Genomic DNA, 24,161 nt, shown 5'->3' on the forward strand with positions numbered 1-24,161 from the left:
TTTTATAAAGGTCACCATGAATAGCGCTTCACTTCACTACCAACTGTCGATTTACTCGTGGCAACAACATTTGTTTGATGTAACGTTAACCGTGCCTTCTCACGAATCACAAACCTTATCGCTCACGTTACCGTCTTGGATCCCTGGCAGTTACATGGTGAGAGACTTTGCCAAAAATATAGTGTCGTTAACGGCTAACAATACTGCTTCTGGCGAACCGGTTACTTGCACAAAATTAGATAAGCAAACGTGGCAGGCCGATACCCAGGGTGAGGCAGTCACTATTACTTATCGAGTGCATGCCAACGACTTATCAGTGCGTTCTGCGTTTATTAATGACGAGTATGCCTTTATTAACGGTACCAGTGCATTTCTAAGTGTTGAAGGCTTTGAACAACAGCCATGTAAATTGCAAATTATTAAACCCGCTGTAGCGAATTGGCGTGCCTATACCAGTATGCCAATGAGCGAAGATATGCCAGATAGCTGGGAATATGAAGTGGCAGACTATGCTGAGTTTATCGACCATCCACTTTATATTGGGGTATGTAACTTTCACAGTTTTGAAGTAGAAGGCGTTACCTTCGAGTTGTTATTCTCTGGTAGAAATAACCTCGACATAGAGCGTATTGCAAATGACTTAACCCCAATCTGTAAGCACCACATGCAGTTATTTGGCGATCCCCAGCCTATTAAACGTTATTTGTTTATGACGTTGTTGGCTGATACTGGCTTTGGTGGTTTAGAGCACCGCGATTCTACCGCCCTGCTCTTTCCGCGTTTCGACCTACCTATGTTGGGCGAAAGCGATACGAAAACCGATGGTTACATTACGTTTTTAAGTTTGTGTAGCCACGAACTTTTCCATACATGGCACGTGAAGCGTATTAAACCCGAGGTGATGGTTAAGCCTGATTTACAAAAAGAAACCTATACCAATCAACTTTGGATTTATGAGGGCTTTACCAGCTTTTATGATGACGTAACCTTAGCTCGTGCAGGCTCAATCTCCCCACAAAAATATCTAGATATTGTGTCGCAGAACTTAACTCGACTACTGCAAAATGCGGGCAGGTTTAAGCAATCTGTAGCAGAAAGCAGCTTTGATGCATGGACAAAGTTCTATAAACAAGATGCCAGTGCTGCTAACTCTATTGTTAGTTACTACACCAAGGGTGGCATTATCGCTTTTGGACTAGATTTGTTGCTACGTGAAAAGTCGAATAACGAAATCAACTTAGATTCGCTAATGCGTCATTTATGGGATCAGTACGGCCGCGACGAAAAAGGCACCCCTGACGACGTTATTGCCACGTTGTGTAAGCAAGATTTTGATATTGATATTACTGACTACCTTGCCGATGTGGTTTACGGCACTAAAGACGTGCCGTTAGAGAATTGGCTGTCGAACATTGGTGTCGAACTCATCACACGCAGCAAAGTATCTGCTGATGATAAGGGTGGTAAAACAAGTGCCGAGGGCATGAAACGACAGTTGGGAGCTAACTGTAAGCCAGCTCCATTAGGATTAACGGTTACGCAAGTTTTTGAAGGTTTAGCCGCTGCCGACGCAGGCATTATGGTTAACGACATCATTATTGCTGTAAATGGTTTTGTGGTGAATCAAGCGAAGTTACAGCGGATTTTAGACGCAACCAATACTGGACAAGTCAGCGTTTCACTTATTCGAGATGGCCGATTGCTAACGGGCGATCTTGATATAAGAAACGCACGAGAAGATGTGTGCCACTTTTCAATTGTGGATGAGAGAAAGTTTTCGGCATGGTTGGGGCTTAACTAATCACCCTCGGTTAATCTTTGCTTATGTAGAATTACGTCTCTGCAGGTTAGTGTATCTGCAGATTCGCACTTTTTTAGATACGCACATAGTAAGAGTTACCAGTAAATACAAAAAAGGCTACCACACTGGGTAGCCCTTTTTATTGTAAGGTGACAAGGAACGTTGTTGGTCTATTTAGGCGTTTCCGCTCTATTCTGGCGTTCCCGCTCTAATCTGGCGTTCCCGACACTACCGTCTGAGGGTCGAGGCGCATTTTGCCCAAGTTAATTCGCCAATCTAGGTGCGGGCCCGTTGCTCTACCTGTAGCGCCAATGGTGCCAATCTGCTCGCCTTGCGCTACCGTATCGCCTACTTTCACTGTAATTGAATCTAAGTGAAGAAAGGTAGAAAAGACGCCCATTCCATGATCAAGAATTAACGTATTGCCTGAATAATACAAATCTTCTGCTAACGTGACTGTGCCTTCAACGGGAGCTGTAACGGGAGCGCCTGTTGGGCCTCCCACGTCTACGCCGAAATGTGGCCACTTAGGCACACCGTTTAATACACGCTGACTTCCGTAAACGCCAGTTATTGGACCTTTTGCTGGCCACTCGAAGCGTGTAAACAATGCGTCGGCATCAGTTACTTTACTTCTGGCAATCGACACATTAACGTTGTCTTGCCTAATTCTTTCAAGCACTGCTTTTGGCGGCGTTACCATTTTAGAATCAAGCCCGTCTATACGTTGAATGTCGTATTCACGTTTAGTAAGGGTAATTTCTCGTACTGAAATAGTGCCATCAGCAAGCTCGACTTTAAGCTTGTGAGACAGGCCTGCATCGCGAGGAAAACCAAAAACGAATTTGCCTTCGCTATTTAGCGACAATGTTTCGCCATCAAGAGTAACGACAGCATCAGGGGCAACCTGACCTCTTATCAAGCTCCCTTGAGTTAGAGTGCCATTTAACGTTATTCCGTCTTGCTGCGCATTAGCGGCAGTTAAACTACCACCCAACAATAGTAAGGCTGACATGCCAGCAGAACGCGCTGCGACTTTTAGTGAGTTAATCACACTAGATTGGATAGACTCTCCCCCCTTAACCCTAGAACTCATTACTACTCCTTTTCGTACTTTCATCACACATGATTCGCATTGATAGCGAATTTATAAAGTACTTGTGCCGCGCTTGTACTGTTCTTTTATCCTAAGCTTGCCAATAGTCTTTACCCGATTTTGCCTACCATATTTAAACAAAAATGAGGTAATTAGTCAGATACCATGGCGCCTTTACCCACACCTTCATACGCCACTACTTGGCAGTGGTTGTTGGGAGTGCGTTTCTTTTGCTCAACTAACAAGTACTGAGCTAAACATTCCACCGTTGAATCTGTGGTGATCACCTCGCAATCGGCCTTAGGAATAAGTAACTCAAAATAGCCTTGTGATGATTCGTAAGCAAACGAGAAATAATCGCTAGGAGTAGCGACTGAACCGGTTATTTTGCGATTTTCGTACGCGATTTCATCTTCCGTAGTGGCGATATAGATATCGTCCCAACGGTTTGCCCAATAAGCTTGTTCTTGTTCGCTAATTTTACCATCAAGGTAAATATCAATACGAGAACGATGACCATGCGCTATACGCTGACAATTTCCATCATGCTTTTTTAACCCGTGGGTATAGTGATAAAACGGAGACTCTATCACCTCGGTACGCAGCTTCAATGTAATGTTATCAACGTTTTCGGGTAAATGGGTGGCAAGCACCTCTTTTAAATAAACGCTCACCGATTCCATGGTAACCACATCTGAATACAAAAATGCATAGGCTTCTGCTGGGCAGCGAAGCATAATTTCTCGCGCATCTTCACAGGTAAAGCGCACTTCAACCTGTTCATTTACGTCATCATGGATAACCGTTGCGCCCGCATATTCTGCAGGCACAAGTAATTTATGGTCGACATATTCGTCAATCAGTCGTTTAAGATCTTTCTTAACAATTCCAAAATCCTGAACCATACTTTCTTCGTTAAGTTCACCGGTTAGGATTACATCGACAATCCAGCTTTCACCTACCATGCCGCGTTTGGGGCAAAGGTAAGAAAAGTCCATTACTGTCAAATCGTTTACAAATAGTTGCATGACACCCTTGTATCGTGTTCGTTTTCTGTTGTTAGTATACGTTTTTTACGTGTTAAACGCAGTGATTAGTCCATAGAAGATTGGCGATTAAGCTGATCTTTTAAATTGGGTGGAATTCCGCGAATCGTTAACGTATCGGTGGCGGGGTCGTAAAATACCCGATCGCCCATCAGCTTGCGCTCGAAACTTACCGATACTCCGCCGCCTTGCCCCGTAAATTTCGCTAACTGTTTTAGTGCGGCGGGATCTGGCTGAATTTCTTTTTCCAGCGGTACTTCCATAGACTGAGTAAATGATGAAAAGTTGCTACTGGTTTCTTCGTTCGAAGGCAGTCTGTTCGCTAACTCATCAACCGATAAGCTTTCGCCAGCATCAATCTTTTCTTTAAAATACGTTTTCACTTCTTCGCGGTGCTGGTGCTGCTCTTGAGGATCTAACGATTCACTGGCCAAATAAGCATCTACCGACGAAATTAACTGCTTATTTTGCTGCTTAACATCAACCAGTTCTTCACAACCAACAAACTGCATAAAGAAGTCAGACACTTTACGGCCCATACGGCCTTTGATAAAGCTTACATAGCGCTGCTGTTCTGGTTGTATGTCCCATTGGGTTAGGTCAATACGAACTGCCAGTTGCATACGTGCCAAATCGAGATGCTCTCGAGCAGACAAATCCAGTGAATTGGTCACTTCAACGTGAGAGCGCGTATTTAGCAACGCAATCATCAAATATTGCGTCGCCAAAAATTCATACTGACAAAAGATAAGAAACCCTGTTTCTACTGTGCCTGTATCTATTAACGTTTTCACTAATCGCTTAGTGGCTGATAACGAAAAGCTATGAAATTCTTCTTCTAAATTGTCGCCGCCCGCTTTTTTCTGCGCTAGGTAGTTTTTTAGACCTTCGGAAAACTCTGCAACGTTATCAGTGTTTTCTTCATCGCTTTGTGAAACAAAGTGACCCACCCCTTTACCTGGCTTAGCATTAAAGCTGTGGTTAATCTGGTGTGCGAGAAGCTCAATTTCTGGCGTTACTGCCAAACAATTGTCACGAGGGATAGCTCCAATTTTATCCTCGTTATTAACGACTAAACGGTGTACAACAAAGTGATGAATCAGTGCACTCATAGCGATTAGGGTGTCCTGTTGCTTAAAAAATGTCAGAAAAACTAACGGAATTGCGGGATTTTAGAATGAATGATTGTTATCACTCAAACAACGATTATAATCATTTTACGAGTAAAACCATTCTTTTTATCAAAGAAATCATGAAAAAAGAGGCGTAACAGTGCCCCAGAACAGTCGTTATACCAATGCCGAATTTGAAACCTTAATGAATAAAGTCATTCTAACCCTCGAAGAAAACGATGCGGGGAGAGATTTATCGCTAATGGTACTAGGTAATGTGATTACCCATATTTTACAGAATCAGGTTAGTCCTGACAAACGCGAAGCCATGGCAGATCAGTTTGCTAATGTGCTCAAGAAGAGTGTTCAAGGTTAAGTAGGCTTTTTTATGATTTTAGCCGAATCTCCTCGCCGCCAGCGAGTGACGAAATTAGTTAATTGGGGCCATTGGTTCGCACTAGCGAACATAATAATAGCCATTGTTATTGCATCAATTTTTGTTTTTTCTTCACCCATGCCAGGCACGGGCGTAGGGACGCTCTATTTACTCACCAATTGGTTGGGCCACATTGGCTTTATGACCTTTTTCGGGTTTGTAATTTTTATTTTGCCCCTGTGTTATTTAGCCACCAATCCAAGGGCAATTAAAGCCAGTGCGTCTATCATTGCTGCGGTTGGGCTTGCCTTGCTGGCATTCGATGCGTTGTTATTTAATCGTACCGGTTTTCATATTAGCTTTCACGCTGCCGATTTGCTTAAAACTGAAGCACAAACGCAAATAAGTGAATTCTATTGGCAACAGTGGGCTTATTTATTCATGCTGTTTTTAGTGTGGTTAGGCTTTCAACTTGTGCTTGCCAATGCTATTTGGAAAAGGGTCGAGCGCTTTTCACAGCATAAAATTGGTGTACCAGTAGCCAGCTTTTTTGTGGTGTGTTTTGTTACCAGTCATGCGGTGCATGTTTGGGCCGATGCCGAACTTTATCAGCCTATCATCAAGCAAGATAATATGTTTCCGCTGTCGTACCCAGCTACGGCTAAAACTACCATGTCGCGTTATGGCTTACTTGATTTAGCCGCCTATGAAGAGCGAAAACAGCTGCAGTTTAATACCGACATTCATAATATTAGCTATCCTGCGGAGCCTGTATATTGCTCTATAGATTCCGGTAAGAATATGACAGTGATAGTGCAGATTGATGATGCCCCTATTGCTGGTATCGACACACTTGGGCTTGATGCGTTAGAAAACTACCATTCTACCGCCAGTAGTTTACAAGGGTTGATAACCACCACCTTGTTTGGTGTACCAGAGATTTATCAAGACTCATTAAGTAAAAAGCGCCCTGTGCTACTCGCCTTACCCGTTGGACTAGGAATGCCTGTCTCTATTCATTTTGATGAAAGTTTACCTGACGATTTGTTTACTAGTTATCGCCAGCCTCTTTCAAACAATCACAATGGGTTACACTTGGCATTTTTACCTGCATCTGCGATTGAAGGCTACGTTACGCAAAACATGCTGCAAACCAACAAGGTAATGATTGCTACCGGTTTCGGGAGCGAAAGCTCGCAAGGTATGCTTTACAGCAACATGTCGCTAAGTGCTGATATCGCTAGCACTGAAGATCTTGCGCCTACAATTATGAATGCCCTTGGATGCGCGGCGCCTACAACCTTCTACTCGACGGGTCAAAACTTGTTAAACCCCAGCCGAAAATGGCTAGTCAGTACCTCTGGTGAGCGTATTGTGGTGTTCCACAATGGAAAACGTACTGATGTGTTAAGTAACGGTAGTTACGAAATTACTGACGTTGCTACAGGCAAACGCAGCAATGCACCGCTTAACGTTGATTTATTGAGCCAAGCCATCAAACACTTGTCTCGGTTTTCTAACCAAAACTAAAACGTGAAAGGCGCCACTTCACTTCAAACTTGGGCGCCTTTTTTGTATCCGTTCAAAATGCTTTTTAACGCACTCTCAACGCAAAAGTTTTTGACGTACGGCTTTGCTTTCTCTTCATTCTGCTTACTAGTCTCAATTAGCGCCCCAGCCATTAGCCATTAGCCAGCGTGAAGGAAAGCATGAAGGAAAATGTGAGTTAAACGCTACTGGGAACAGGAATGTCGTTCAAAGATGTGACTTGAATGACATTGCTTAGCTCTACTCCAGCTGGCGGGGCTTTACGGGAAACAAAATAGCAGTGGGATAAACTTACTTTTTGCCCTGCTTGTATATCTCGCCAACTGTCACCAACCATGATGCTCAAAGGTAGTGATATAGCATGCTCTTCTGCGGCCTGAAGTAGCATGCCTGGGTTTGGTTTTCGGCACTCACACTGTTTTTTGTACGCGCCAATGCCATGCTCTGGATGATGAGGGCAAAAATAGACAGAAACCTCGCCGATACCGGCTTGGTAAAAGTCTTGCTGAACAGCGCTCATCAAAGCGTTAAAATCATCTTCGGAATATAAACCGCGTGCAATGCCCGACTGATTAGTAACGATAATAATTTTATAGCCTGCTTTTTCAAAACGCTTTATTAGCGGGAATATGCCGTCAACATATTCAAAATCTTCGTATTGCCCCACATAACCATGATCGACATTAATGATCCCATCACGGTCTAGAAATAAGGCTTTAACAGTGTGTGAACCCATGTTGTGCTTTCTCTTCAAATGCACTCAAGCGGTCTCTGGCATTTTTAGCCAAGCTTGAACACGAAAATCAACGGTGACTTGGTTTAGCTTCTCAACAATTTCTGCCAATCTGTCCGGTGGTAAACGCCAGTAATACGGCGTCATTTTAATCAACGCGATTTTTTGCTCATCGTTGTCGAAATGCAGGGGATAATTGACTGTTTCATCCATAGATTGTTCGAAACCCACCCGCGTTTCTTTGTCTACAGCATGTTTTGCGGGGTTGTCATATACCAATGACTTTAACTCGAACAAGTGCATGGGCGCAGGGTCCACGGTAAGCAAAAGCCCACCCGCTTTCAACACACGTGCATACTCTTCACTGCTTCCGGGGGCAAAAACCTGAATAACCACATCTTGAGTATTTGACCCAATAGGCAAATCAAAGCTACTGGCCACAACAAACTGCTGCGATTTATACGCCTTAGCTGCTAATTCCACCGCAATTTTCGCGATATCACTACCGCTGCCGCTAGTGTGGATACCAATGGCTTCTAAACCTGTTACTAGGGCGTTTAGGTAACTCCCTTCTCCACACCCTGCATCGTAGATCGCAAGTTCTGGCTTTGCATTGATATCAGCATTGTCACTACTCCGGGTATCGGTGTAATACTGCGCCACTATATCTGCCATGCGCTGCTTTAAGGGGCCATAACCATTTAGATCGTGGAACTCTCTTCGGGCGCGAACCATACTTTTGTCGTCACCAGGTGACTTGGAATTTTTAAATTGTACGGGAAGAAGATTAACGTAGCCTGCTTTCGCTTTGTCAAAACTATGATTATTGCTGCATTGAATGACCGAGGCACTCATATCGATTGGGCTTCGGCAAAGTGGGCATTGCCACATAAAAAGAGTCCACTGTAAAACTGTCTAATACTGGCGGCGAGTTTACCAAACTTCGCCGCCGGTGTCGTGACTGCTTCAGCGTTGATACTAGGTTGTGAATGTGTTTACGTGTTTTAACACGAAGGAACTCTCACACGGTGAAGCCTGGCTACAAATCAGCCAAAGGGTGGGCTTCATTGGTCCATGGTGAGTCAAAGAAAGAGGCAACAACCTCTTCTGGCACATCTTCCACTTTCTTGTATTTCCAATTTGGCGATAAGTCTTTTTCTATTAGTAGTGCGCGTACACCTTCCTGAAACTCTCCGTGTTGACCACAGCGACAAGACATAATCGCTTCCATACGAAAGCAATCAGCCAAAGACAACTCAGCGCCACGTTTGCACTCTTCAAACACTAAGTGCGCGGTTATAGGCGACCCTTTAGCCAGTGTAGATTGCGCCCGACTTAACCATTTATCTTCGCTTACATCCGCTGATAATAGGTTATTAACCACATCGGTGACGTTGTCTGGTTCACACCATTTCTCAATAACCGCTCGGTGAGATTCTACATTTTCCGCTAGCTTACTTTCTGGTGCGTTTAGGCCGTCTAATATAGCGGTGACTTGCTCGTTAAGGGACTCAGATTCATCATCAAGTTTCCATGAGAAGCTTTGCAGCGCATCAAACATCGCCGGTTGTTGATCTGACGCTACTAATACGTCAGCTAATTCTACATAACACGCGTCAGCCCCATTCATTTGCACACCGGTAAGTCCCAAGAAAAGCCCGGTTTTACCTGGCAAGCGTGGCAGAAAATAGCTGCCACCTACATCAGGGTACAATCCGATGGTTATTTCAGGCATCGCAAGGCGGGACGTTTCGGTAACAACGCGATGGCTTGCACCACAAATTAACCCCATTCCACCGCCCATGACGATGCCAGACCCCCACACAATAATGGGTTTAGCATAATGGTGAATGGTATAATCAAGGGTATACTCGGTACGGAAAAAAGAAGCGAGAAAGTCAGGGATTTCGCCATTCGATTCAAGCATGGCGTTGTACATAGATACAATATCGCCACCGGCACAAAATGCTTTTTCACCTGCGGCTTTCAACACTACGCAAACAAGGTCGTTTCTATTTTCCCATGCTTGTAGTGCGTCTAATAACAAACTCGCCATTTCTAAATCTAACGCATTTAGGGCTTTAGGCTTATTAAGGGTAAGCACGCCAATAATATGCCCTGAGTTTGTTGTGATTTCTTCAACAATCACTACTGATTCTGTGTGTTCCACTTTTTACTCCTTGTTACATCACCTATTCTTTGCCACCGCGCCTGTTATCACAGAACGCTGCTTTCATCGCTTAGCAAGCGCCTACCGATGATGACTCGCATAATTTCGTTCGTGCCTTCTAGTATTTGATGTACTCGTACATCTCTTACGTGACGTTCTAGCGGATATTCTTTGATATAACCGTATCCACCATGTAACTGTAACGCGTCGTTACATACCTTAAAACCCACATCTGTCGCAAACCGTTTGGCCATTGCGCAATATGTGCTGCTATCGGCATGTTTGCTATCAAGCTTACTGGTCGCCATTCTCACCATTTGACGGGCTGCGACTAATTCGGTTGCCATATCCGCGAGTTTGAATTGCAACGCTTGAAAGGTAGCTATGGGTTTTCCAAACTGCTCACGTTCAGTGAGATACTGCCTGGCCACATTGAGCGCTTGTTGCGCTGTTCCTATGGAGCACGTAGCTATATTAATTCGCCCACCGTCTAACCCTTGCATGGCCATTTTAAAGCCTTGCCCTTCATCACCTAGGCGACACGACGCATCAATTTTTACATTGTCGAAAGTGATCATTCTGGTTGGCTGGGCATTCCAGCCCATTTTTTCTTCTGCTTTGCCATAAATAATACCATCAGCATCAGCTGGAACGGCAAAGGCACTGATCCCTTTTGGGCCATCTCCTCCGGTACGCGCCATTACCACGAGCACGTCGGTACTGCCTGCGCCAGAAATAAACACTTTTGCGCCGTTAAGCACATAGCCATTGTCTACTGGCGTAGCTTTGGTTTTTAATGAAGCAGCATCTGAGCCTGCACCGGGCTCAGTTAGGCAATAAGACGCCAGTTTTTCACCTGATACAAGTACGTCACACCATTGCTTTTTAACGGCTTCTTGGCCCCAAGTCGCAATCATCCACGTGGCCATGTTATGAATTGTCAGCATGGCCGTGGTGGTGGTACATCCCATAGAAAGCTGCTCGAAAATGATAGATGCATCGAGGCGCGATAACCCCAATCCGCCTTCTGATTCAGGTGTATACAAACCGCAAAAACCTAGTTCACCCGCTTTTTTAATGGCCTCTATGGGAAAGTGATGGTCTCTGTCCCATTGTGCTGCATGGGGTGCAAACTCCTGCATCGCAAATTGGCGAGCAGTTTCTTCAAAGGCGAGTTGATCATCTGAAAGGTCGAAATTCATGTTACTTGCCCTTCTGGGTTATAAATTGGTAATTTGTCATATTGGTTTCAAGTGAAACGCAACCATAGCGTTGTCAGTCGTAAATACAGTATCTAACAACTTACCTTCACGTAAACGTAAACATCAAAAATAAATAAAGTTAATGTAAAATAAATGTGACAAATATGAAGGTATTTTACCCAAATTTCTAACCCCTTTAGCCTCAAAATAATAAATAAAGACATACAGTTAGAAAGTTAAACTTACGACTAATGCACTTTACACTCAGCGCTGATAAGCTATGTTTATTAAAACACTACTATACTGACACCTTTTGGATTATCGGATTGCTATCGTTGAAGATAACGCAACTGCGCGCACCACGTTGCGAGGTCACCTTTTGCCCATAGCAAAATTAAACGTTAGCAGTTTTGGTTCAGGTGTAGAGCTCAAATCTGCGCTACGTAAGCAGCATTTCGAACTCATTATAATGGATTACCACCTAGGCCAAGGAAGAACGGGTGTGGAGTGGGTACAGAGCTTAAAAGAATCAGGTTTTATTCGCCCTGGAACGGGACTTATATTTCTTACCTCCGATCGTTCTCCTCAAACGATCGGGCGAATAATGGATTTGCAACCAGATGCATTGCTTATAAAGCCTTACACCATTGCGTCATTATCTCGTCAAATTAAGCACTATTTGAGCTACCGCCAGTATATTGACCCCGTGTTGCGGGAAATGGATAACAAACAACGCCCTGCTGCTATTACGCTATTGCGCAAGAAGTTGCGTGAAGGCGTGCCGCCAAGGCTCGCTTCCGACGTGGGTAAACTTTACGCCAAACTCTTATTTGAGAACGACGATATTTTGCATGCGATGCGAGTGTATGACGATGTACTCACTCGTTCAGATAAAGTGCTTTGGGCACAATGGGGCAAAATTAAGTGCCAGTATGCGGCGGGGCTTTGGCCCGATTGCCAAGACGAACTCAGTGACATGGTAACTTCAAGCCTTGCTCGAGACAGCGCGTTTGAATGGCTAGCCTCTTTGTCTTTTGAGCAAAAGTCGTATGAGCAAGTAGAGACCTATTTAAGTCAGATTAAATTCAGTGAACTTAGCTTACCCGCTGCTAGGTTAAAATCTATCGCGTATCAAAAACAGGATAAAGTGGTAGAAGCCATAGATCTGCTTCAAAAAAAGCGCGCTATGCATCGAAGTGCCAAAGACAGATTTAATGATTTCACCTTTGAATTGGCGGAATTTTATTTACTACTTGCAGAAGAAGCGCCTAGTACTAATCGTGAAGAAAGCTTAAGCCAAGCGCGTAAATTAGTTGGCCTGGCGGGTCGTAGTCAAAGCGATCGCCAAGTTTTACAAAAAAGAGACTATCTACTGGCCTTTTCAGCCATTTTAGAAGGCGAAGATCAAAAAGCCGCTCACTTACTTGAAAGTGACTACATGGATGATTACTTACGTACCGAGCCCTCGATGCTAGTTATTGCCGCCAAAGTGCATCATGGATTGGGCGAGGAAGGGAAAGCGAGCCAATTACTTGCCCTTGCAAAACAGAAGAATTCGGAGCTACAGATTATTTCTGAGCAAGTCGCTAACGACGATCTCATTTTTAATGGTGGTGAGCGTTTAGGCCTGAATCATGACCAAGCCGTCATGCTAAATGAAACAGGTACAAAGTTGTTTATGGATAAACAATACTTACCAGCGATGAAACATTTTTACGATGCATTGAATTTATCGCCAGAAACCGCCGCATTCGGGCTTAATTTATTGCAGTGCATGATTGAGTCAGACACCGCTGTTTATCGCAAATACGGCATTCGCAAATTGCTTAGAGTTGTTGCTGATATGGCACTTTCAGATAGTAACCATCATAGGCTCACCCAATTAAATTTAGCAGCACAAGCGAACGCTGAAAAGCTAATGGCTCCTGCTATCAACGAAGACAACAAGCGCCACTAGCGGTTAGATGTAAGCTTGGGTTACCAGTCAGGCAAATTAACTAGGTAAGAGTTAACTGGATGAGTTCATACTAGTGATGCGTTATTTCAAACGCATTAGCAGGCTGGATGTATCCCAACGATGGCCACCCATTTTTTGAACGTCGCCATAATATTGGTCGACCAAGGCCGTTAGCGCTAATGTAGACCCATTTCGACGCGCTTCATCAAGGGCGATAGATAAATCTTTTCGCATCCAATCAACCGCAAACCCATAGTCATAATGATTGTCGAGCATAGTAGCTGCACGATTTTCCATTTGCCAGGATTGCGCAGCGCCCTTACTGATGACATCTATCACCGCATTACAGTCTAACCCTGCTTTTTGCCCAAAATGAAGTGCCTCTGCTAGCCCTTGAACAATGCCAGCAATGCAAATTTGGTTCATCATTTTTGCTAACTGACCACTACCACTTTCACCTAATAATTGACTGTGTCTAGCATAAGCAGAAAATACAGCTTCAGCGCGAGCAAACGCTTTTTGTTCGCCTCCCACCATAACGGTGAGTAAACCATTTTCAGCACCGGCTTGGCCACCTGACACTGGCGCATCTAAAAATGCGATAGACTGCTGCTGGCATAGTGAAAACATTTCACGCGCGACTTCTGCCGACGCGGTCGTGTGATCTATCAGCAAGGTACCCGGAGCCATTGTACCTAGCGCTTGGCTAGCAACATCTTTAACATCATTGTCGTTACCTACGCACATCAACACTATATCAGCATCTTTCGCAGCTTCTGCAGGGGATAGCGCCAAGCTGCCGTCAAACTCTTTTACCCACTTATCAGCTTTCGCTTTTGTGCGATTATAAACAGTAACATCGAAACCTGATTTTGCTAGATGCCCAGCCATGGGGTAGCCCATTACGCCAAGCCCTAGAAAACTGACCTTAATCGAAGCATTATCGATAAGTGAACCTTCAGATGAAGACGTTGTAGTTGTATCATTTGACATAGTGTAACTCTCTTCATAACTGATTATACTGAAGCGAAGTGTAACAAACTTTTTGATAACTAAAACAAATCAATAACTAAAATAAAGAGAAGCGCTATGAGCATATATAGTCACCAAGTGGTTAAAAATAACGGCGAAGCTATTGCTATGTCAGACTTTAAAGGCAAAGTCTTACTTATTGTCAATACTGCCAGTAAATGTGGCTTTACTAATCAATATGAAGGTTTAGAAAAACTCTATAAAGATTATAGCGCGAAAGGCTTCGAAATATTGGCGTTCCCTTGCGACCAATTTGGCCACCAAGAGCCGGGGTCAGATGACGATATCGCTCAATTTTGTGCTATGAACTTTGGTGTTTCTTTTCCACTATTTAAAAAAACTGACGTTAACGGTACCCAGACGCATCCTCTTTACGTTGAATTAAAATCTGAAGCACCTGGTTTGCTTGGCTCTAAACGCATAAAGTGGAATTTCACTAAGTTTCTTGTCGATACAAACGGAAACGTTGTTAAGCGTTACGCACCAACTACGAAGCCGAGTGAAATAAGTAGTGATATTGATGGATTACTAAAAGCCTAAATTATTATCGTCTAATGAATAGGGAGTGCAATGCAATGAAAGTCGCTTTTTTTAGTGCCAAACCATATGAAGAAACTGTCTTTAGGGCAGCCATTGAGCGTGTAGAAAGCCCCCCTATTTCTTTTACTTATTTCCCCCATCAACTCACCGCTGAAACCGCGCTATTGTGCCAAGGTTTCGATGCGGTTTGTGTTTTTGTTAATGATGAACTTAACGCGAAAACCTTGTATATCCTGCATGAAGCTGGCGTTAAACATATTGCCCTACGCTGCGCTGGCTTCAACAATGTAGACATCGCCACCGCCAATGAGTTGAATATCAGTGTGTCTAGAGTACCTGCCTATAGCCCTGAAACAGTAGCGGAACACACCCTAGCGCTAATTCTTACGCTAAATCGCAAAACACACAAAGCGTATAACAGGGTAAAAGAAGGTAACTTTGAATTAAGCGGTTTATTGGGTTTTACGCTACACGATAAAACCGTAGGCGTGATAGGTACAGGACGCATTGGCCAATCGGTGATTCGAATATTGAAAGGCTTTGGTTGCAATGTATTATGTTATGACCCCTACCCTAATCAGCAACTCGAACAAGAAGGCGTTGTTTACACGTCTCTCGAATCACTTTTTAGCCAAAGCCACATTGTTACCCTTCACTGCCCGCTTACCGAGCAAAGCTATCACCTTATCAATGAATCGAGTATTGCATTAATGCCCAAAGGCGCGATGCTGATCAACACATCACGAGGCGGACTCATTGATGATAAGTCGGTAATCAATGCGCTAAAAAATGGGCATTTAGGGTATGTAGGCTTGGATGTTTATGAGCGAGAATCAGAACTGTTTTTCAGTGATCATTCCCAAGACATTATTCAAGACGACGTATTTCAGCGCTTGCTAACGTTTCCAAATGTATTGGTAACCGGCCATCAAGGCTTTTTCACTAAAGAAGCCTTAAGTGAAATTGCCGCTATTACTCTCGATAACTTACGCTTCTTTGCAGGTGACGCCAGTCTAAACGTTAATAACAATATGGTTAAGCAAATAAACTAACCTGCATTAGCGTGATTACCAACAGATTACCAATAGATTGATTTTAACTTTACCAAGCACCACCCATGGTAAGACTTAACGAGTTCTGACAGTCTGCTCACAGCCAAAAGAGTATATAAATTCATTACTTTATTTTTACGCGTGAATATAAAAAATCAATAAAGGCGCTAATTCTATTTGGTAGGATCCCTCCTTGACCAACATAAACAGCATATACATCTTCAGTGGAGCTTGGCGTGTAGTCTTCCAGAACAGAAACGAGTCTTCCATTTTCCAAATCATCTTCGACCTGAAAATATGCCAACCTGGCTATACCCAAACCTGACAACACAAGGTGGCGCAAAGTATCACCATCGCTCACTTTAATATTTCCTTGAGGCGCTATCATTCTCTCTTTACCATCGACTATAAAAGGCCATTCGCGGGTAACCCGGGAGAATGTAAAGTCGAGTAAATTATGAGTTTTTAGATCATCGGGTGATTGCGGATTACCATTGATTTTCAAGTAAGTTGGTGTAGTGACGACCATCATCCTAGCGGTACCAAGTTTCTTTGAAATAAGGTTAGAATCTGACAGGTTTCCCGTTCTGATAGCAATATCTGCACTTTCTTCCAAAACATTGATTACCTTGTCTGTTAATTCAAGATGAATACTAATTTCTGGATAAGCTGCCAAAAAATCTGGGATCAGGGGTAGAACATACTTCTTACCAAACGGAATGTTGCTGTTAACTCTGATATTTCCTGACGGCTTGGTTTGTCTCCCAACTATACTTTCGGCCTCATTTAACGCGGCTATAATTTCCAATCCATGTTCATAAAAGACACAACCCTCACTCGTTAGTGTGAGTTTCCTGGTAGAACGGTTAAACAATCTTGCACCTAAGCGCTGTTCTAACTTTGAAATAGTTTTACTAACCGAAGATGGAGTATTGTCAAAAAAACGGGCTGCTGCTGAAAAGTTTCCAAACTCAACCACTTTTAAGAAGACCTCTAGCTCTGCAGAACGATTAAATTCGTTTTTCGCCATCTATTCAAACCCTAACCTTAGACTTTATGGCACATATGATATTCCTCTGTGAGTATTTTTCACACTAATTTATTATTTAACAATGGCTACACCCTTTTAATCGGCATGTAATTATGAAAAAAAATTATGGTGTTTCAGTTTATCAATTAATAGTTGGTCTCCTTTGTGTTCTGCTATTGGAGCCTGTTTTGGCAAGTAACTTGCCTTCTCACTTTGTCACTTCTTGGACATCCAGTCCGCAGCCTATATGGGGTGACGATTTCATTTTCCCCACAAACATTCCAGCCAAACTGGAAAATAAAACGATAAGGCAAAGTGTCAGGGTTAGTTTAGGGGGCGATAGCTTCAGAATAGAAATGTCTAATGCATACGGGAGCATCCCTGTAAAATTAGGTAGAGTGACGGTTGGGCTTCCTGTAAGTGAGAGAGACAATTATGTACTTGAGCAGACAATCTCAGTCACTTTCGGAGGAGCCATAGAGGCCACTATCCAGCCCGGAGCCGTGCTACTGAGTGATATAATTCCGCTTCAAATACTGCCTTTATCAAGCATTGTGATATCTGTATACCTCCCTGAAAGAACAGAATTAGGGGCATTCCATTGGGATGGAAGGCAGACAAACTTTATCGTTTCTGGTGACCAGAGTCAGGCCTCAGTTCTAAGTTCAAAAAGGTATGAAACTACAGCCCGTTTGTTAATCAGTGCTCTGTTTGTTGAAAACGAAGGAGGTAGTGCTATAGCTGTAATTGGAGATTCAATTACGGATGGTGCGACAGCGAGTCTTGATAATAATGCCCGGTGGACTGACTTTCTTGCTGAGCGTCTTAAATGGCAGAATACCGCGGTATTTAATGCCGGAATCTCTGGGGCAAGATTATTATCTGATGGAATGGGAAGTAATGCCCTAAGTCGACTTAACCGAGACGTAATCTCAAAACCGGGACTAAAAAGTCTTATTGTGTTGCTGGGTATAAATGACATTGCCTGGCCAGGAACTCTTTTTGCGCCAAGCAGCGAAAGACCCAGTCTCAATAAACTGATTGCTGGTTTCACTCAGCTTGCAGAACAAACACATCTCCATGGAGTTAAAATCTATGTCGCCACTCTTCCTCCATTTGAAGGTGCATTATCTGATACGGCGTTGAGTGATTACTATAGCGAAGAAAAAAATGCACTTCGTTTGGCATTAAATAACTGGATTAGAGGCGCAGATGTTTTCGATGATGTCATCGACTTTGATAGGATACTTCAGTCTGAGAACAACCCAAATAAGATAGGAAAGGAATTTGACTCTGGCGACCACCTGCATCCTAGTGATGCTGGGAATAAAGCTATGGCTTATGGCATCGATTTAACGATATTTACAAATCAAATCGGTCTAAAGCTAGCTGAAGAGGGAGCGAAGGAATAATGCTTTTTTCAAAATATCAGTTACATGGCAATCAGCTAAAAAATCGTATCGTTATGCCTCCAATGACGAGAGCAAGAGCTGGCACTGGAAATATTGCCACACCGCTAATGGCTAAGTATTACGCTCAGCGAGCATCGGCAGGCCTCATCATTTCAGAAGGGACCCAAATTAGTCAGCAAGGTCAAGGTTATGCATGGACACCAGGAATTTATACAAACGAGCAGATCAAAGGTTGGAAGAAAGTAACTAGTCAAGTACATCAATCTGGGGGGATTATTTATGCGCAACTCTGGCATGTCGGCCGGGTATCCCACCGTTCATTACAACCAGGTAATTCAGCGCCTATCAGTTCGTCAGCTATCAAGGCTGAGGGAGTAAAAGTATTCATCGACCCAAAAATGTCCGGTCCGGAGAAAGGTGTCGGGGAGATGGTCCAACACTCGATGCCTCGAGCTATGACATTAGAGGAAATCAAAAGCGTTGTTAATGAATTCAGGTTAGCAGCGAGAAATGCCAATATTGCTGGCTTTGATGGTGTTGAACTGCATGGGGCTAACGGGTATCTGATTAATCAGTTTATTGATTCTGAAGCCAATAAAAGGTGTGACTCATACGGAGGGACTCTTCAAAAACGACTGCGATTCTTACGCGAAGTAGTCAATGCGGTTTGCAAGGAAACTCCCCCAGAGAAAATTGGTGTTCGTCTGGCTCCGCTGACAACGCTGCAAGGTACTATAGACAATACACCAGAAGTTACATATCTAGCAGTTGCTTCTTTACTTCAAGCGTTAAATGTAGGTTACATTCACATTGCAGAAGCGGATTGGGAAGATGCGCCGATTATGCCTGAAGGCTTTAAAGAGGCACTTCGTCTGATTTACAAGGGTACTATCATTTATACAGGGAAATATGACCTAGCCAAAGCGCAGCTTGCTCTTCAAAATAACTGGGCAGATTTAATTGGTTTTGGTCGACCATTCATAGCAAATCCCGATCTTCCCTCGAGACTTTTTAAAGGGTTACCCCTGAACATACCTCAAGAGGACTATTTCTTTGGTGGAAATCATATCGGCTACACTGATTATTAGCTTATAGTAGATTGATTTATAATTATTGAATTCAGATAGAGTGCGTGAGTAGCTCCATGTTTGTCTCTAAAAAGCGAATCGAATCTGATTTCTTTAAAGTCACAAATTTAAATTAATGTCTGCAACACTCTGGTTAAATCTCGGAGCCGGTGTTCACTTAGAGCGAGTGTCCGCTCTCACTGCGCCCAGATTTTAGGCTAATCGATCCGAGAATAGCAAAATCCTGAGTGACTGATTAATGGGATGGTCTACTACCGATCAAATGTGCGCATAGCGCGCAATAACTATGCTTATTGCGCGCTATGTGATTTATCGTAAAACAATCAGCGGAATATTTGTTGTTTCCAGCATTTTTATCGTGTTGCTACCAACAAAAAGTTGTCGCAATCTGGAGTGTCCAAATGCCCCCATGACTAATAAATCAATGTTATTCGCTTTCTGATATTTCACCAACTCTTCTTTAATGTTGCCCTCTAGTAAAGCAGTCGACACATTTAAGCCTCGCTCTGCTAATTGCGATGCAGCATTATCAAACTTAGCTTTAAGACCGGGTTCATTATTTTTTATCGCCACCAAATGACAATCAATGCCATATAAGAGTCCGCCATCTAGCACTTTTTGCAACGCCCTATCAGCAGACTCACGCCCGTCATAAGCAATCATAAATGAGGTAGGCGCTGAGAATTCTTCAGGAACAATGAGCACTGGCTGGGATGCTTTTCGTAGCAGTGTTTCGAGGTGAGAGCCAATAGCTTTAAATTCGTTATCGTGACCCACACCTTTACGACCAATAACAATTAAACGGATCTCGTTCTCGATTTCAATTATCGCCTCAACGATATCACCGTGACGTAGGATAGACCCAGCCGTTTCTATGCCAGTTGATTGCGCCTCAGAGACAGCGGATTCAAGTAGCTCACTGCCAAACTGTAGTGCTAGCTTACTCTTTTGCTCGTCGAGTTTCGTCATCTCTTCCAATAATGAAGAGCGAGCACCAAGACCAATAGCACCCGTATAATCATCAGCGCCATGTTGATGCGTTTTTTCTATTGTATGGAGAAAGCACAACGGCTTTGCCAGCTTGTTTGCAGCCCATTTTCCTGCTTTGACAACGGCAGGGGTCATTCCAGAGCCGTCAATACAAGTCATTATTTTGTCCATCGCTTATCTCCTAGTGACCACCCATCAGCTTTTCAACTTCCGCGGGGTCGTTATGTACCCCAAACTTATCGACGACAGTTTCTGTAGCTTCATTCATACCTATCACCGACACTTTTGCACCTTCACGGCGGAATTTAACGACAACTCTGTCCAGTGCATTCACGGCAGTAATATCCCAAAAATGTGCGTGATTAAGATCTATCTCAACGTTATTTACAGCTTCTTTAAAATCAAACGAGGCAATGAATTTCTCTGAAGAAGCAAAGAATACCTGCCCTACTACTTTATATGTACGTATTTTAGCAGACTGTGAATAGTGAGACTTGACTGTCATAAATCGGCCGATTTTGTTTGCGAAGAACAAGGTGGCAAGCAGAACACCGATTAGCACACCAATGGCTAAGTTATGCGTCGCTACAACAACGAGAACAGTGCTAATCATCACAATATTGGACGAAAGCGGGTGTTTTCCTAAATCTCTTACTGACGCCCAAGAGAATGTACCTATCGCCACCATTATCATTACAGCAACTAACGCAGCCATCGGAATCTGACGAAGCCACTCATCCAGTACAAGCACCATAAACAGCAAAAATGTACCTGCAACGAAACTCGAAAGTCTCCCTCGTCCTCCAGATTTCACATTGATTATAGACTGACCAATCATGGCACATCCTGCCATGCCTCCGAGTAGGCCAGCACCAATATTAGCAATCCCCTGCCCTTTGCATTCTTTGTTTCTGTCACTGGAAGTATCGGTCAAATCATCAACGATGGTAGCTGTCATCATTGACTCCAGTAAACCTACCACAGCAAGACCAGCGGCATAAGGAAACACTATCGATAGTGTTGTAAAGTTTACCGGGACATCCGGCCACAAAAATATCGGTAATGTGTCGGGCAACTCTCCCATATCACCTACTGTACGTATGTCTAACCCTGTAACAATAGCAACAATAGTCAGTGTAACAATACACACGAGTGGCGAGGGAATTGCTTTTCCTACAACAGGTAGATAAGGAAACAGATATATAATACCAAGACCAGCGGCGGTCATAACGTACACATGATAAGTCACGTTGGTCAGTTCTGGTAATTGCGCCATAAAAATCAAAATGGCTAAGGCATTAACAAAACCAGTAACGACTGACCGTGAAACAAACCGCATCAACTTACCCAAGCGCAAAAAGCCAGCCACAATCTGTAACACGCCGGTAAGCAATGAAGCGGCTAACAGATATTCGAGACCGTGCTCTTTCACTAGTGTCACCATTAATAGTGCCATAGCGCCAGTGGCAGCCGAAATCATACCGGGTCTTCCGCCAACAAAAGAAATGATGACCGCGATGCAAAACGATGCGTACAAACCTACCTTGGGGTCAACGCCAGCAATAATAGAAAAGGCAATGGCTTCGGGAATGAGGGCTAAGGCCACAACAATACCCGCAAGCACATCACCACGAATATTAGAGAGCCAATCTCTCTTTACGTGTTCAAACATGCAAAGTTACCTAAACTGTTTTCCTCTAATAGAGGAGAAGAAAATTATGTACTAATATGTCTCGCAAGGAATGCGATAAATTGCTCATCAAACTGAGCAGAAGATCTTCAGAAGGGGAAACCTAGGGCGGCGTAAGTGTCAAGTTTGACTCCATGTGATTTCAGATTAAGGGTTCATACATGACATAAATGTCAGGATCCACACCATCTTCAAGAAGAGGCCACAGCTACTTAGTTTCCGGTTTTGCTTGGTCAATTGTCACACTGTATTTTACGGGCGACAACGTTGCAGGGTAATTATACCGATAGTATCTCTTGGTATTAGCAGCACTAAAGCTAACCCTATCGAGAAAGTACCAATTTGGGCTACTTTTCCAACACAAGATGAAAGTACTTGCCTAACCACATAAACGGCTCGGTTTGGTTGTAAGTTCGCTCTAAGGTTAACAACCCTTCGAACTGGGTAGTTTGATGTTCTGGGTTCTTCAAGTAGTCATGAAAACACCGTATGCCAGTTTTCGCTTTTACAGTAAAACCAATAGACTCACAAAAGTCACTAGCTTGTTTAGCCGGTAAAGGATTTTTGGGGTTCAGCCGAACTTGATTTCTCACTTTCATCCCCTGCGCAATATAATCAAAATTACCATAGATAGCGTTGGTCATTAGATTTGCATCACGGTTAAAAAAGCTAAGGCTTAATATTGCCCCTTTACGCATATTGTCATACAGAAATTGAATAGCTTGGTAAGGATCATTCAACCATTCCAAAACAGCATGGCAAACCACAAGGTCGTAGTGTTCCATGTTTTGAATATCTAACAAATATTGATGTTGAATATCCACGTTAGAGAATGTTTTTAAGTTCTCTTTGGCATGTTCCAGAACGTCTTCCGAACCATCGGTTAACAGTACCCTATGCCCTAGCGATGCCAAGTGAGCGGCCATCACACCTGTGCCGCCTCCCACTTCTATCACCTTTTTAGGCTGTGTGTTTTCTGATACTTCAACAAAAGGCGCTAACGCCTCACAAAGCATAATTTGCCTAAGTTTACCTTTTGTCGTGCCATAAATATTATCGGCAAACTTTGCGGCTATACCGTCAAAAATATGATCTGATTTTTCTGTCATGCTGGGTTTGGAATATCGATAAACGTCACGTCTAGGTTAAACTCAGACTGAATTTGCTCACCCAACGCCTTCACGCCGTAGCGTTCAGTGGCATGATGACCCGCCGCAAAAAAGCTAATACCCATTTCTCGCGCCGTATGAATAGTTTGTTCAGAGACTTCGCCAGTAATAAACGCATCTACGCCAGCTGCTACCGCTTGCTCAATAAACCCTTGACCGCCACCAGTGCACCAAGCTAGCGTTTTAATGGTTTTAGTTTCATCACCTTCCGCTAATACCGTTCGCCCTAACATATCAGCTAAACGTTGCTGTAGCTCATTCTGAGACATTGGCTTTTCGAATTCCCCTTGCATCACTACACCCGTAGGTTTTACGCCACTAAGGGCTTGCACATTGTCAATTTCAAGTAGTGCAGCAAGCTGTCGGTTATTCCCAAACTCAGGGTGAACATCTAAAGGTAGATGGTACGCAAATAGATTTATATCGTGTTCAAGCAATGCCTTGATGCGCTTTTTCTTCATGCCACTAATTGCTTGAGATTCGCCTTTCCAAAAATAGCCATGATGCACCACTATGGCATCAGCATTTTCTGCAATGGCAGCATCAATTAACGCTTGTGAGGCCGTTACCCCTGTAACCACACGTTGAATTTCTGCTTTCCCTTCAACTTGCAGACCATTAGGGCAATAATCGCTAATCTCATGGGCTCTAAGTGTGCCATCTAGATAGCGTTTAAGTTCAAGGTTATTTACTGACACAAACACTCCGGTTTACTGTTATACAATGAGTCCAACAATCTCGCTGAACCTATAGAATTGTTGAGCATTATACTGATTTTAAACCACTACTGCCGTCATTTCTTTTGACACATGCCATGCTACCATTCCCCGTTCTTATTCAAAATATCCGTAATGGACTTTGCAATTTCCCAGCGCGGTGTACCACTTGAATTACTCAGTATAATGATTGCGTTTTTATTGTCTGGGTACGTAAGCACGAGCGATTTGTACCCACGAACGCTACCTGGATGCCTGGCGACTTTGCCATATTCATTCTCATAAACCTGCCAACCAAGCCCCATGTATATTTCGCCCCACGTTGTTTTAACTCGTGGCACTAACATCGCTTCGAAGGATTGCGTTTCTAAAATGAAGCACCCAAAGAAGAATTTAACGTT

22 protein-coding genes are annotated in these 24,161 nt (G+C 43.4%); 8 read left to right on the forward strand and 14 right to left on the reverse strand.

Features of this window, described 5'->3' with window-relative positions; translation table 11 throughout:
• Positions 1-16: 16 nt before the first annotated feature.
• On the forward strand, positions 17-1,801 hold the full coding sequence (locus J8L84_RS12090; protein ID WP_211070920.1) for a PDZ domain-containing protein: 1,785 nt from the start codon (positions 17-19) through the stop codon (positions 1,799-1,801).
• Between the two features lie 208 nt (positions 1,802-2,009).
• Here J8L84_RS12090 and J8L84_RS12095 read toward each other — a convergent pair whose 3' ends face one another.
• From J8L84_RS12095 to yejK, 3 genes are all read right to left on the reverse strand, one after another.
• A complete protein-coding gene (locus J8L84_RS12095; protein WP_211070921.1) occupies positions 2,010-2,897 on the reverse strand; it encodes a M23 family metallopeptidase in 888 nt (295 codons plus the stop codon).
• A 152-nt stretch (positions 2,898-3,049) separates the two neighbouring features.
• Positions 3,050-3,925: a 6-carboxytetrahydropterin synthase gene (locus tag J8L84_RS12100; RefSeq protein ID WP_211070922.1), complete on the reverse strand. Its 876-nt coding sequence runs from the start codon at positions 3,923-3,925 to the stop codon at positions 3,050-3,052.
• 65 nt (positions 3,926-3,990) lie between these two features.
• Entirely contained in the window at positions 3,991-5,055 is a 1,065-nt protein-coding gene (gene yejK / locus J8L84_RS12105) for a nucleoid-associated protein YejK (protein ID WP_211070923.1), read from the reverse strand.
• Positions 5,056-5,215: 160 nt separating this feature from the next.
• On the opposite strand from yejK, the gene J8L84_RS12110 reads away from it, so the two are divergent.
• Positions 5,216-5,431 carry a DUF1414 domain-containing protein gene (locus tag J8L84_RS12110; RefSeq protein ID WP_211070924.1) on the forward strand — a complete coding sequence of 72 codons (216 nt, stop codon included), beginning with the start codon at positions 5,216-5,218 and terminating at the stop codon, positions 5,429-5,431.
• Between the two features lie 12 nt (positions 5,432-5,443).
• The gene (locus J8L84_RS12115) at positions 5,444-6,961 is read left to right on the forward strand and encodes a DUF3413 domain-containing protein (RefSeq protein WP_211070925.1); all 1,518 of its coding nucleotides are present in this window, start codon (positions 5,444-5,446) and stop codon (positions 6,959-6,961) included.
• A 196-nt stretch (positions 6,962-7,157) separates the two neighbouring features.
• Here J8L84_RS12115 and J8L84_RS12120 read toward each other — a convergent pair whose 3' ends face one another.
• From J8L84_RS12120 to J8L84_RS12135, 4 genes are all read right to left on the reverse strand, one after another.
• A complete protein-coding gene (locus J8L84_RS12120) occupies positions 7,158-7,715 on the reverse strand; it encodes an HAD family hydrolase (protein ID WP_211070926.1) in 558 nt (185 codons plus the stop codon).
• 24 nt (positions 7,716-7,739) lie between these two features.
• On the reverse strand, positions 7,740-8,603 hold the full coding sequence (locus J8L84_RS12125; protein WP_211070927.1) for a putative RNA methyltransferase: 864 nt from the start codon (positions 8,601-8,603) through the stop codon (positions 7,740-7,742).
• A gap of 148 nt (positions 8,604-8,751) precedes the next feature.
• Positions 8,752-9,882, reverse strand: a complete 1,131-nt coding sequence (locus J8L84_RS12130) for an enoyl-CoA hydratase/isomerase family protein (RefSeq protein WP_211070928.1) — start codon at positions 9,880-9,882, stop codon at positions 8,752-8,754.
• A 47-nt stretch (positions 9,883-9,929) separates the two neighbouring features.
• A complete protein-coding gene (locus J8L84_RS12135; RefSeq protein WP_211070929.1) occupies positions 9,930-11,084 on the reverse strand; it encodes an acyl-CoA dehydrogenase family protein in 1,155 nt (384 codons plus the stop codon).
• Positions 11,085-11,397: 313 nt separating this feature from the next.
• On the opposite strand from J8L84_RS12135, the gene J8L84_RS12140 reads away from it, so the two are divergent.
• A complete protein-coding gene (locus J8L84_RS12140) occupies positions 11,398-13,041 on the forward strand; it encodes a response regulator (protein ID WP_282100440.1) in 1,644 nt (547 codons plus the stop codon).
• An 81-nt stretch (positions 13,042-13,122) separates the two neighbouring features.
• Here J8L84_RS12140 and J8L84_RS12145 read toward each other — a convergent pair whose 3' ends face one another.
• Entirely contained in the window at positions 13,123-14,034 is a 912-nt protein-coding gene (locus J8L84_RS12145) for an NAD(P)-dependent oxidoreductase (RefSeq protein ID WP_211070930.1), read from the reverse strand.
• A gap of 96 nt (positions 14,035-14,130) precedes the next feature.
• On the opposite strand from J8L84_RS12145, the gene J8L84_RS12150 reads away from it, so the two are divergent.
• Positions 14,131-14,613 carry a glutathione peroxidase gene (locus J8L84_RS12150; protein WP_211070931.1) on the forward strand — a complete coding sequence of 161 codons (483 nt, stop codon included), beginning with the start codon at positions 14,131-14,133 and terminating at the stop codon, positions 14,611-14,613.
• Between the two features lie 35 nt (positions 14,614-14,648).
• On the forward strand, positions 14,649-15,665 hold the full coding sequence (locus J8L84_RS12155) for a 2-hydroxyacid dehydrogenase (protein WP_211070932.1): 1,017 nt from the start codon (positions 14,649-14,651) through the stop codon (positions 15,663-15,665).
• Between the two features lie 124 nt (positions 15,666-15,789).
• On the opposite strand, the gene J8L84_RS12160 is transcribed toward J8L84_RS12155, so the two are convergent.
• Complete coding sequence (locus J8L84_RS12160; RefSeq protein WP_211070933.1) at positions 15,790-16,695, reverse strand: LysR family transcriptional regulator; 906 nt, start codon at positions 16,693-16,695, stop codon at positions 15,790-15,792.
• A 113-nt stretch (positions 16,696-16,808) separates the two neighbouring features.
• Between J8L84_RS12160 and J8L84_RS12165 the strand changes: the two genes are divergently transcribed.
• Both J8L84_RS12165 and J8L84_RS12170 read left to right on the forward strand, forming a co-directional pair.
• A complete protein-coding gene (locus J8L84_RS12165) occupies positions 16,809-18,107 on the forward strand; it encodes an SGNH/GDSL hydrolase family protein (RefSeq protein ID WP_211070934.1) in 1,299 nt (432 codons plus the stop codon).
• Positions 18,107-19,195, forward strand: coding sequence for an alkene reductase (locus tag J8L84_RS12170; protein WP_211070935.1), 1,089 nt, complete (start codon positions 18,107-18,109; stop codon positions 19,193-19,195). The genes J8L84_RS12165 and J8L84_RS12170 overlap by 1 nt, the downstream gene beginning before the upstream one ends.
• A gap of 309 nt (positions 19,196-19,504) precedes the next feature.
• Here J8L84_RS12170 and J8L84_RS12175 read toward each other — a convergent pair whose 3' ends face one another.
• From J8L84_RS12175 to J8L84_RS12195, 5 genes are all read right to left on the reverse strand, one after another.
• A complete protein-coding gene (locus J8L84_RS12175) occupies positions 19,505-20,356 on the reverse strand; it encodes a universal stress protein (protein WP_211070936.1) in 852 nt (283 codons plus the stop codon).
• Between the two features lie 10 nt (positions 20,357-20,366).
• The gene (locus J8L84_RS12180) at positions 20,367-21,857 is read right to left on the reverse strand and encodes a SulP family inorganic anion transporter (protein WP_211070937.1); all 1,491 of its coding nucleotides are present in this window, start codon (positions 21,855-21,857) and stop codon (positions 20,367-20,369) included.
• 365 nt (positions 21,858-22,222) lie between these two features.
• Complete coding sequence (locus J8L84_RS12185) at positions 22,223-22,984, reverse strand: methyltransferase (RefSeq protein WP_211070938.1); 762 nt, start codon at positions 22,982-22,984, stop codon at positions 22,223-22,225.
• Positions 22,981-23,742, reverse strand: a complete 762-nt coding sequence (locus tag J8L84_RS12190) for a Nif3-like dinuclear metal center hexameric protein (RefSeq protein ID WP_211070939.1) — start codon at positions 23,740-23,742, stop codon at positions 22,981-22,983. The genes J8L84_RS12185 and J8L84_RS12190 overlap by 4 nt, the downstream gene beginning before the upstream one ends.
• A gap of 119 nt (positions 23,743-23,861) precedes the next feature.
• Entirely contained in the window at positions 23,862-24,101 is a 240-nt protein-coding gene (locus tag J8L84_RS12195; protein ID WP_348771834.1) for a hypothetical protein, read from the reverse strand.
• Positions 24,102-24,161 lie beyond the last annotated feature (60 nt).

Origin of the sequence: Alteromonas sp. MMG017 (assembly GCF_018100795.1) — a bacterium.
Classification (GTDB): domain Bacteria; phylum Pseudomonadota; class Gammaproteobacteria; order Enterobacterales; family Alteromonadaceae; genus Alteromonas.

Coding starts and splice junctions, on each gene's coding strand:
- yejK (WP_211070923.1), bottom strand. CDS start 5,055: ATGAGTGCACTGATTCATCACTTTGTTGTACACCGTTTAGTCGTTAAT.
- J8L84_RS12160 (WP_211070933.1), bottom strand. CDS start 16,695: ATGGCGAAAAACGAATTTAATCGTTCTGCAGAGCTAGAGGTCTTCTTA.
- J8L84_RS12175 (WP_211070936.1), bottom strand. CDS start 20,356: ATGGACAAAATAATGACTTGTATTGACGGCTCTGGAATGACCCCTGCC.
- J8L84_RS12180 (WP_211070937.1), bottom strand. CDS start 21,857: ATGTTTGAACACGTAAAGAGAGATTGGCTCTCTAATATTCGTGGTGAT.
- J8L84_RS12100 (WP_211070922.1), bottom strand. CDS start 3,925: ATGCAACTATTTGTAAACGATTTGACAGTAATGGACTTTTCTTACCTT.
- J8L84_RS12165 (WP_211070934.1), top strand. CDS start 16,809: ATGAAAAAAAATTATGGTGTTTCAGTTTATCAATTAATAGTTGGTCTC.
- J8L84_RS12135 (WP_211070929.1), bottom strand. CDS start 11,084: ATGAATTTCGACCTTTCAGATGATCAACTCGCCTTTGAAGAAACTGCT.
- J8L84_RS12095 (WP_211070921.1), bottom strand. CDS start 2,897: ATGAGTTCTAGGGTTAAGGGGGGAGAGTCTATCCAATCTAGTGTGATT.
- J8L84_RS12185 (WP_211070938.1), bottom strand. CDS start 22,984: ATGACAGAAAAATCAGATCATATTTTTGACGGTATAGCCGCAAAGTTT.
- J8L84_RS12115 (WP_211070925.1), top strand. CDS start 5,444: ATGATTTTAGCCGAATCTCCTCGCCGCCAGCGAGTGACGAAATTAGTT.
- J8L84_RS12120 (WP_211070926.1), bottom strand. CDS start 7,715: ATGGGTTCACACACTGTTAAAGCCTTATTTCTAGACCGTGATGGGATC.
- J8L84_RS12125 (WP_211070927.1), bottom strand. CDS start 8,603: ATGTGGCAATGCCCACTTTGCCGAAGCCCAATCGATATGAGTGCCTCG.
- J8L84_RS12170 (WP_211070935.1), top strand. CDS start 18,107: ATGCTTTTTTCAAAATATCAGTTACATGGCAATCAGCTAAAAAATCGT.
- J8L84_RS12155 (WP_211070932.1), top strand. CDS start 14,649: ATGAAAGTCGCTTTTTTTAGTGCCAAACCATATGAAGAAACTGTCTTT.
- J8L84_RS12150 (WP_211070931.1), top strand. CDS start 14,131: ATGAGCATATATAGTCACCAAGTGGTTAAAAATAACGGCGAAGCTATT.
- J8L84_RS12145 (WP_211070930.1), bottom strand. CDS start 14,034: ATGTCAAATGATACAACTACAACGTCTTCATCTGAAGGTTCACTTATC.
- J8L84_RS12090 (WP_211070920.1), top strand. CDS start 17: ATGAATAGCGCTTCACTTCACTACCAACTGTCGATTTACTCGTGGCAA.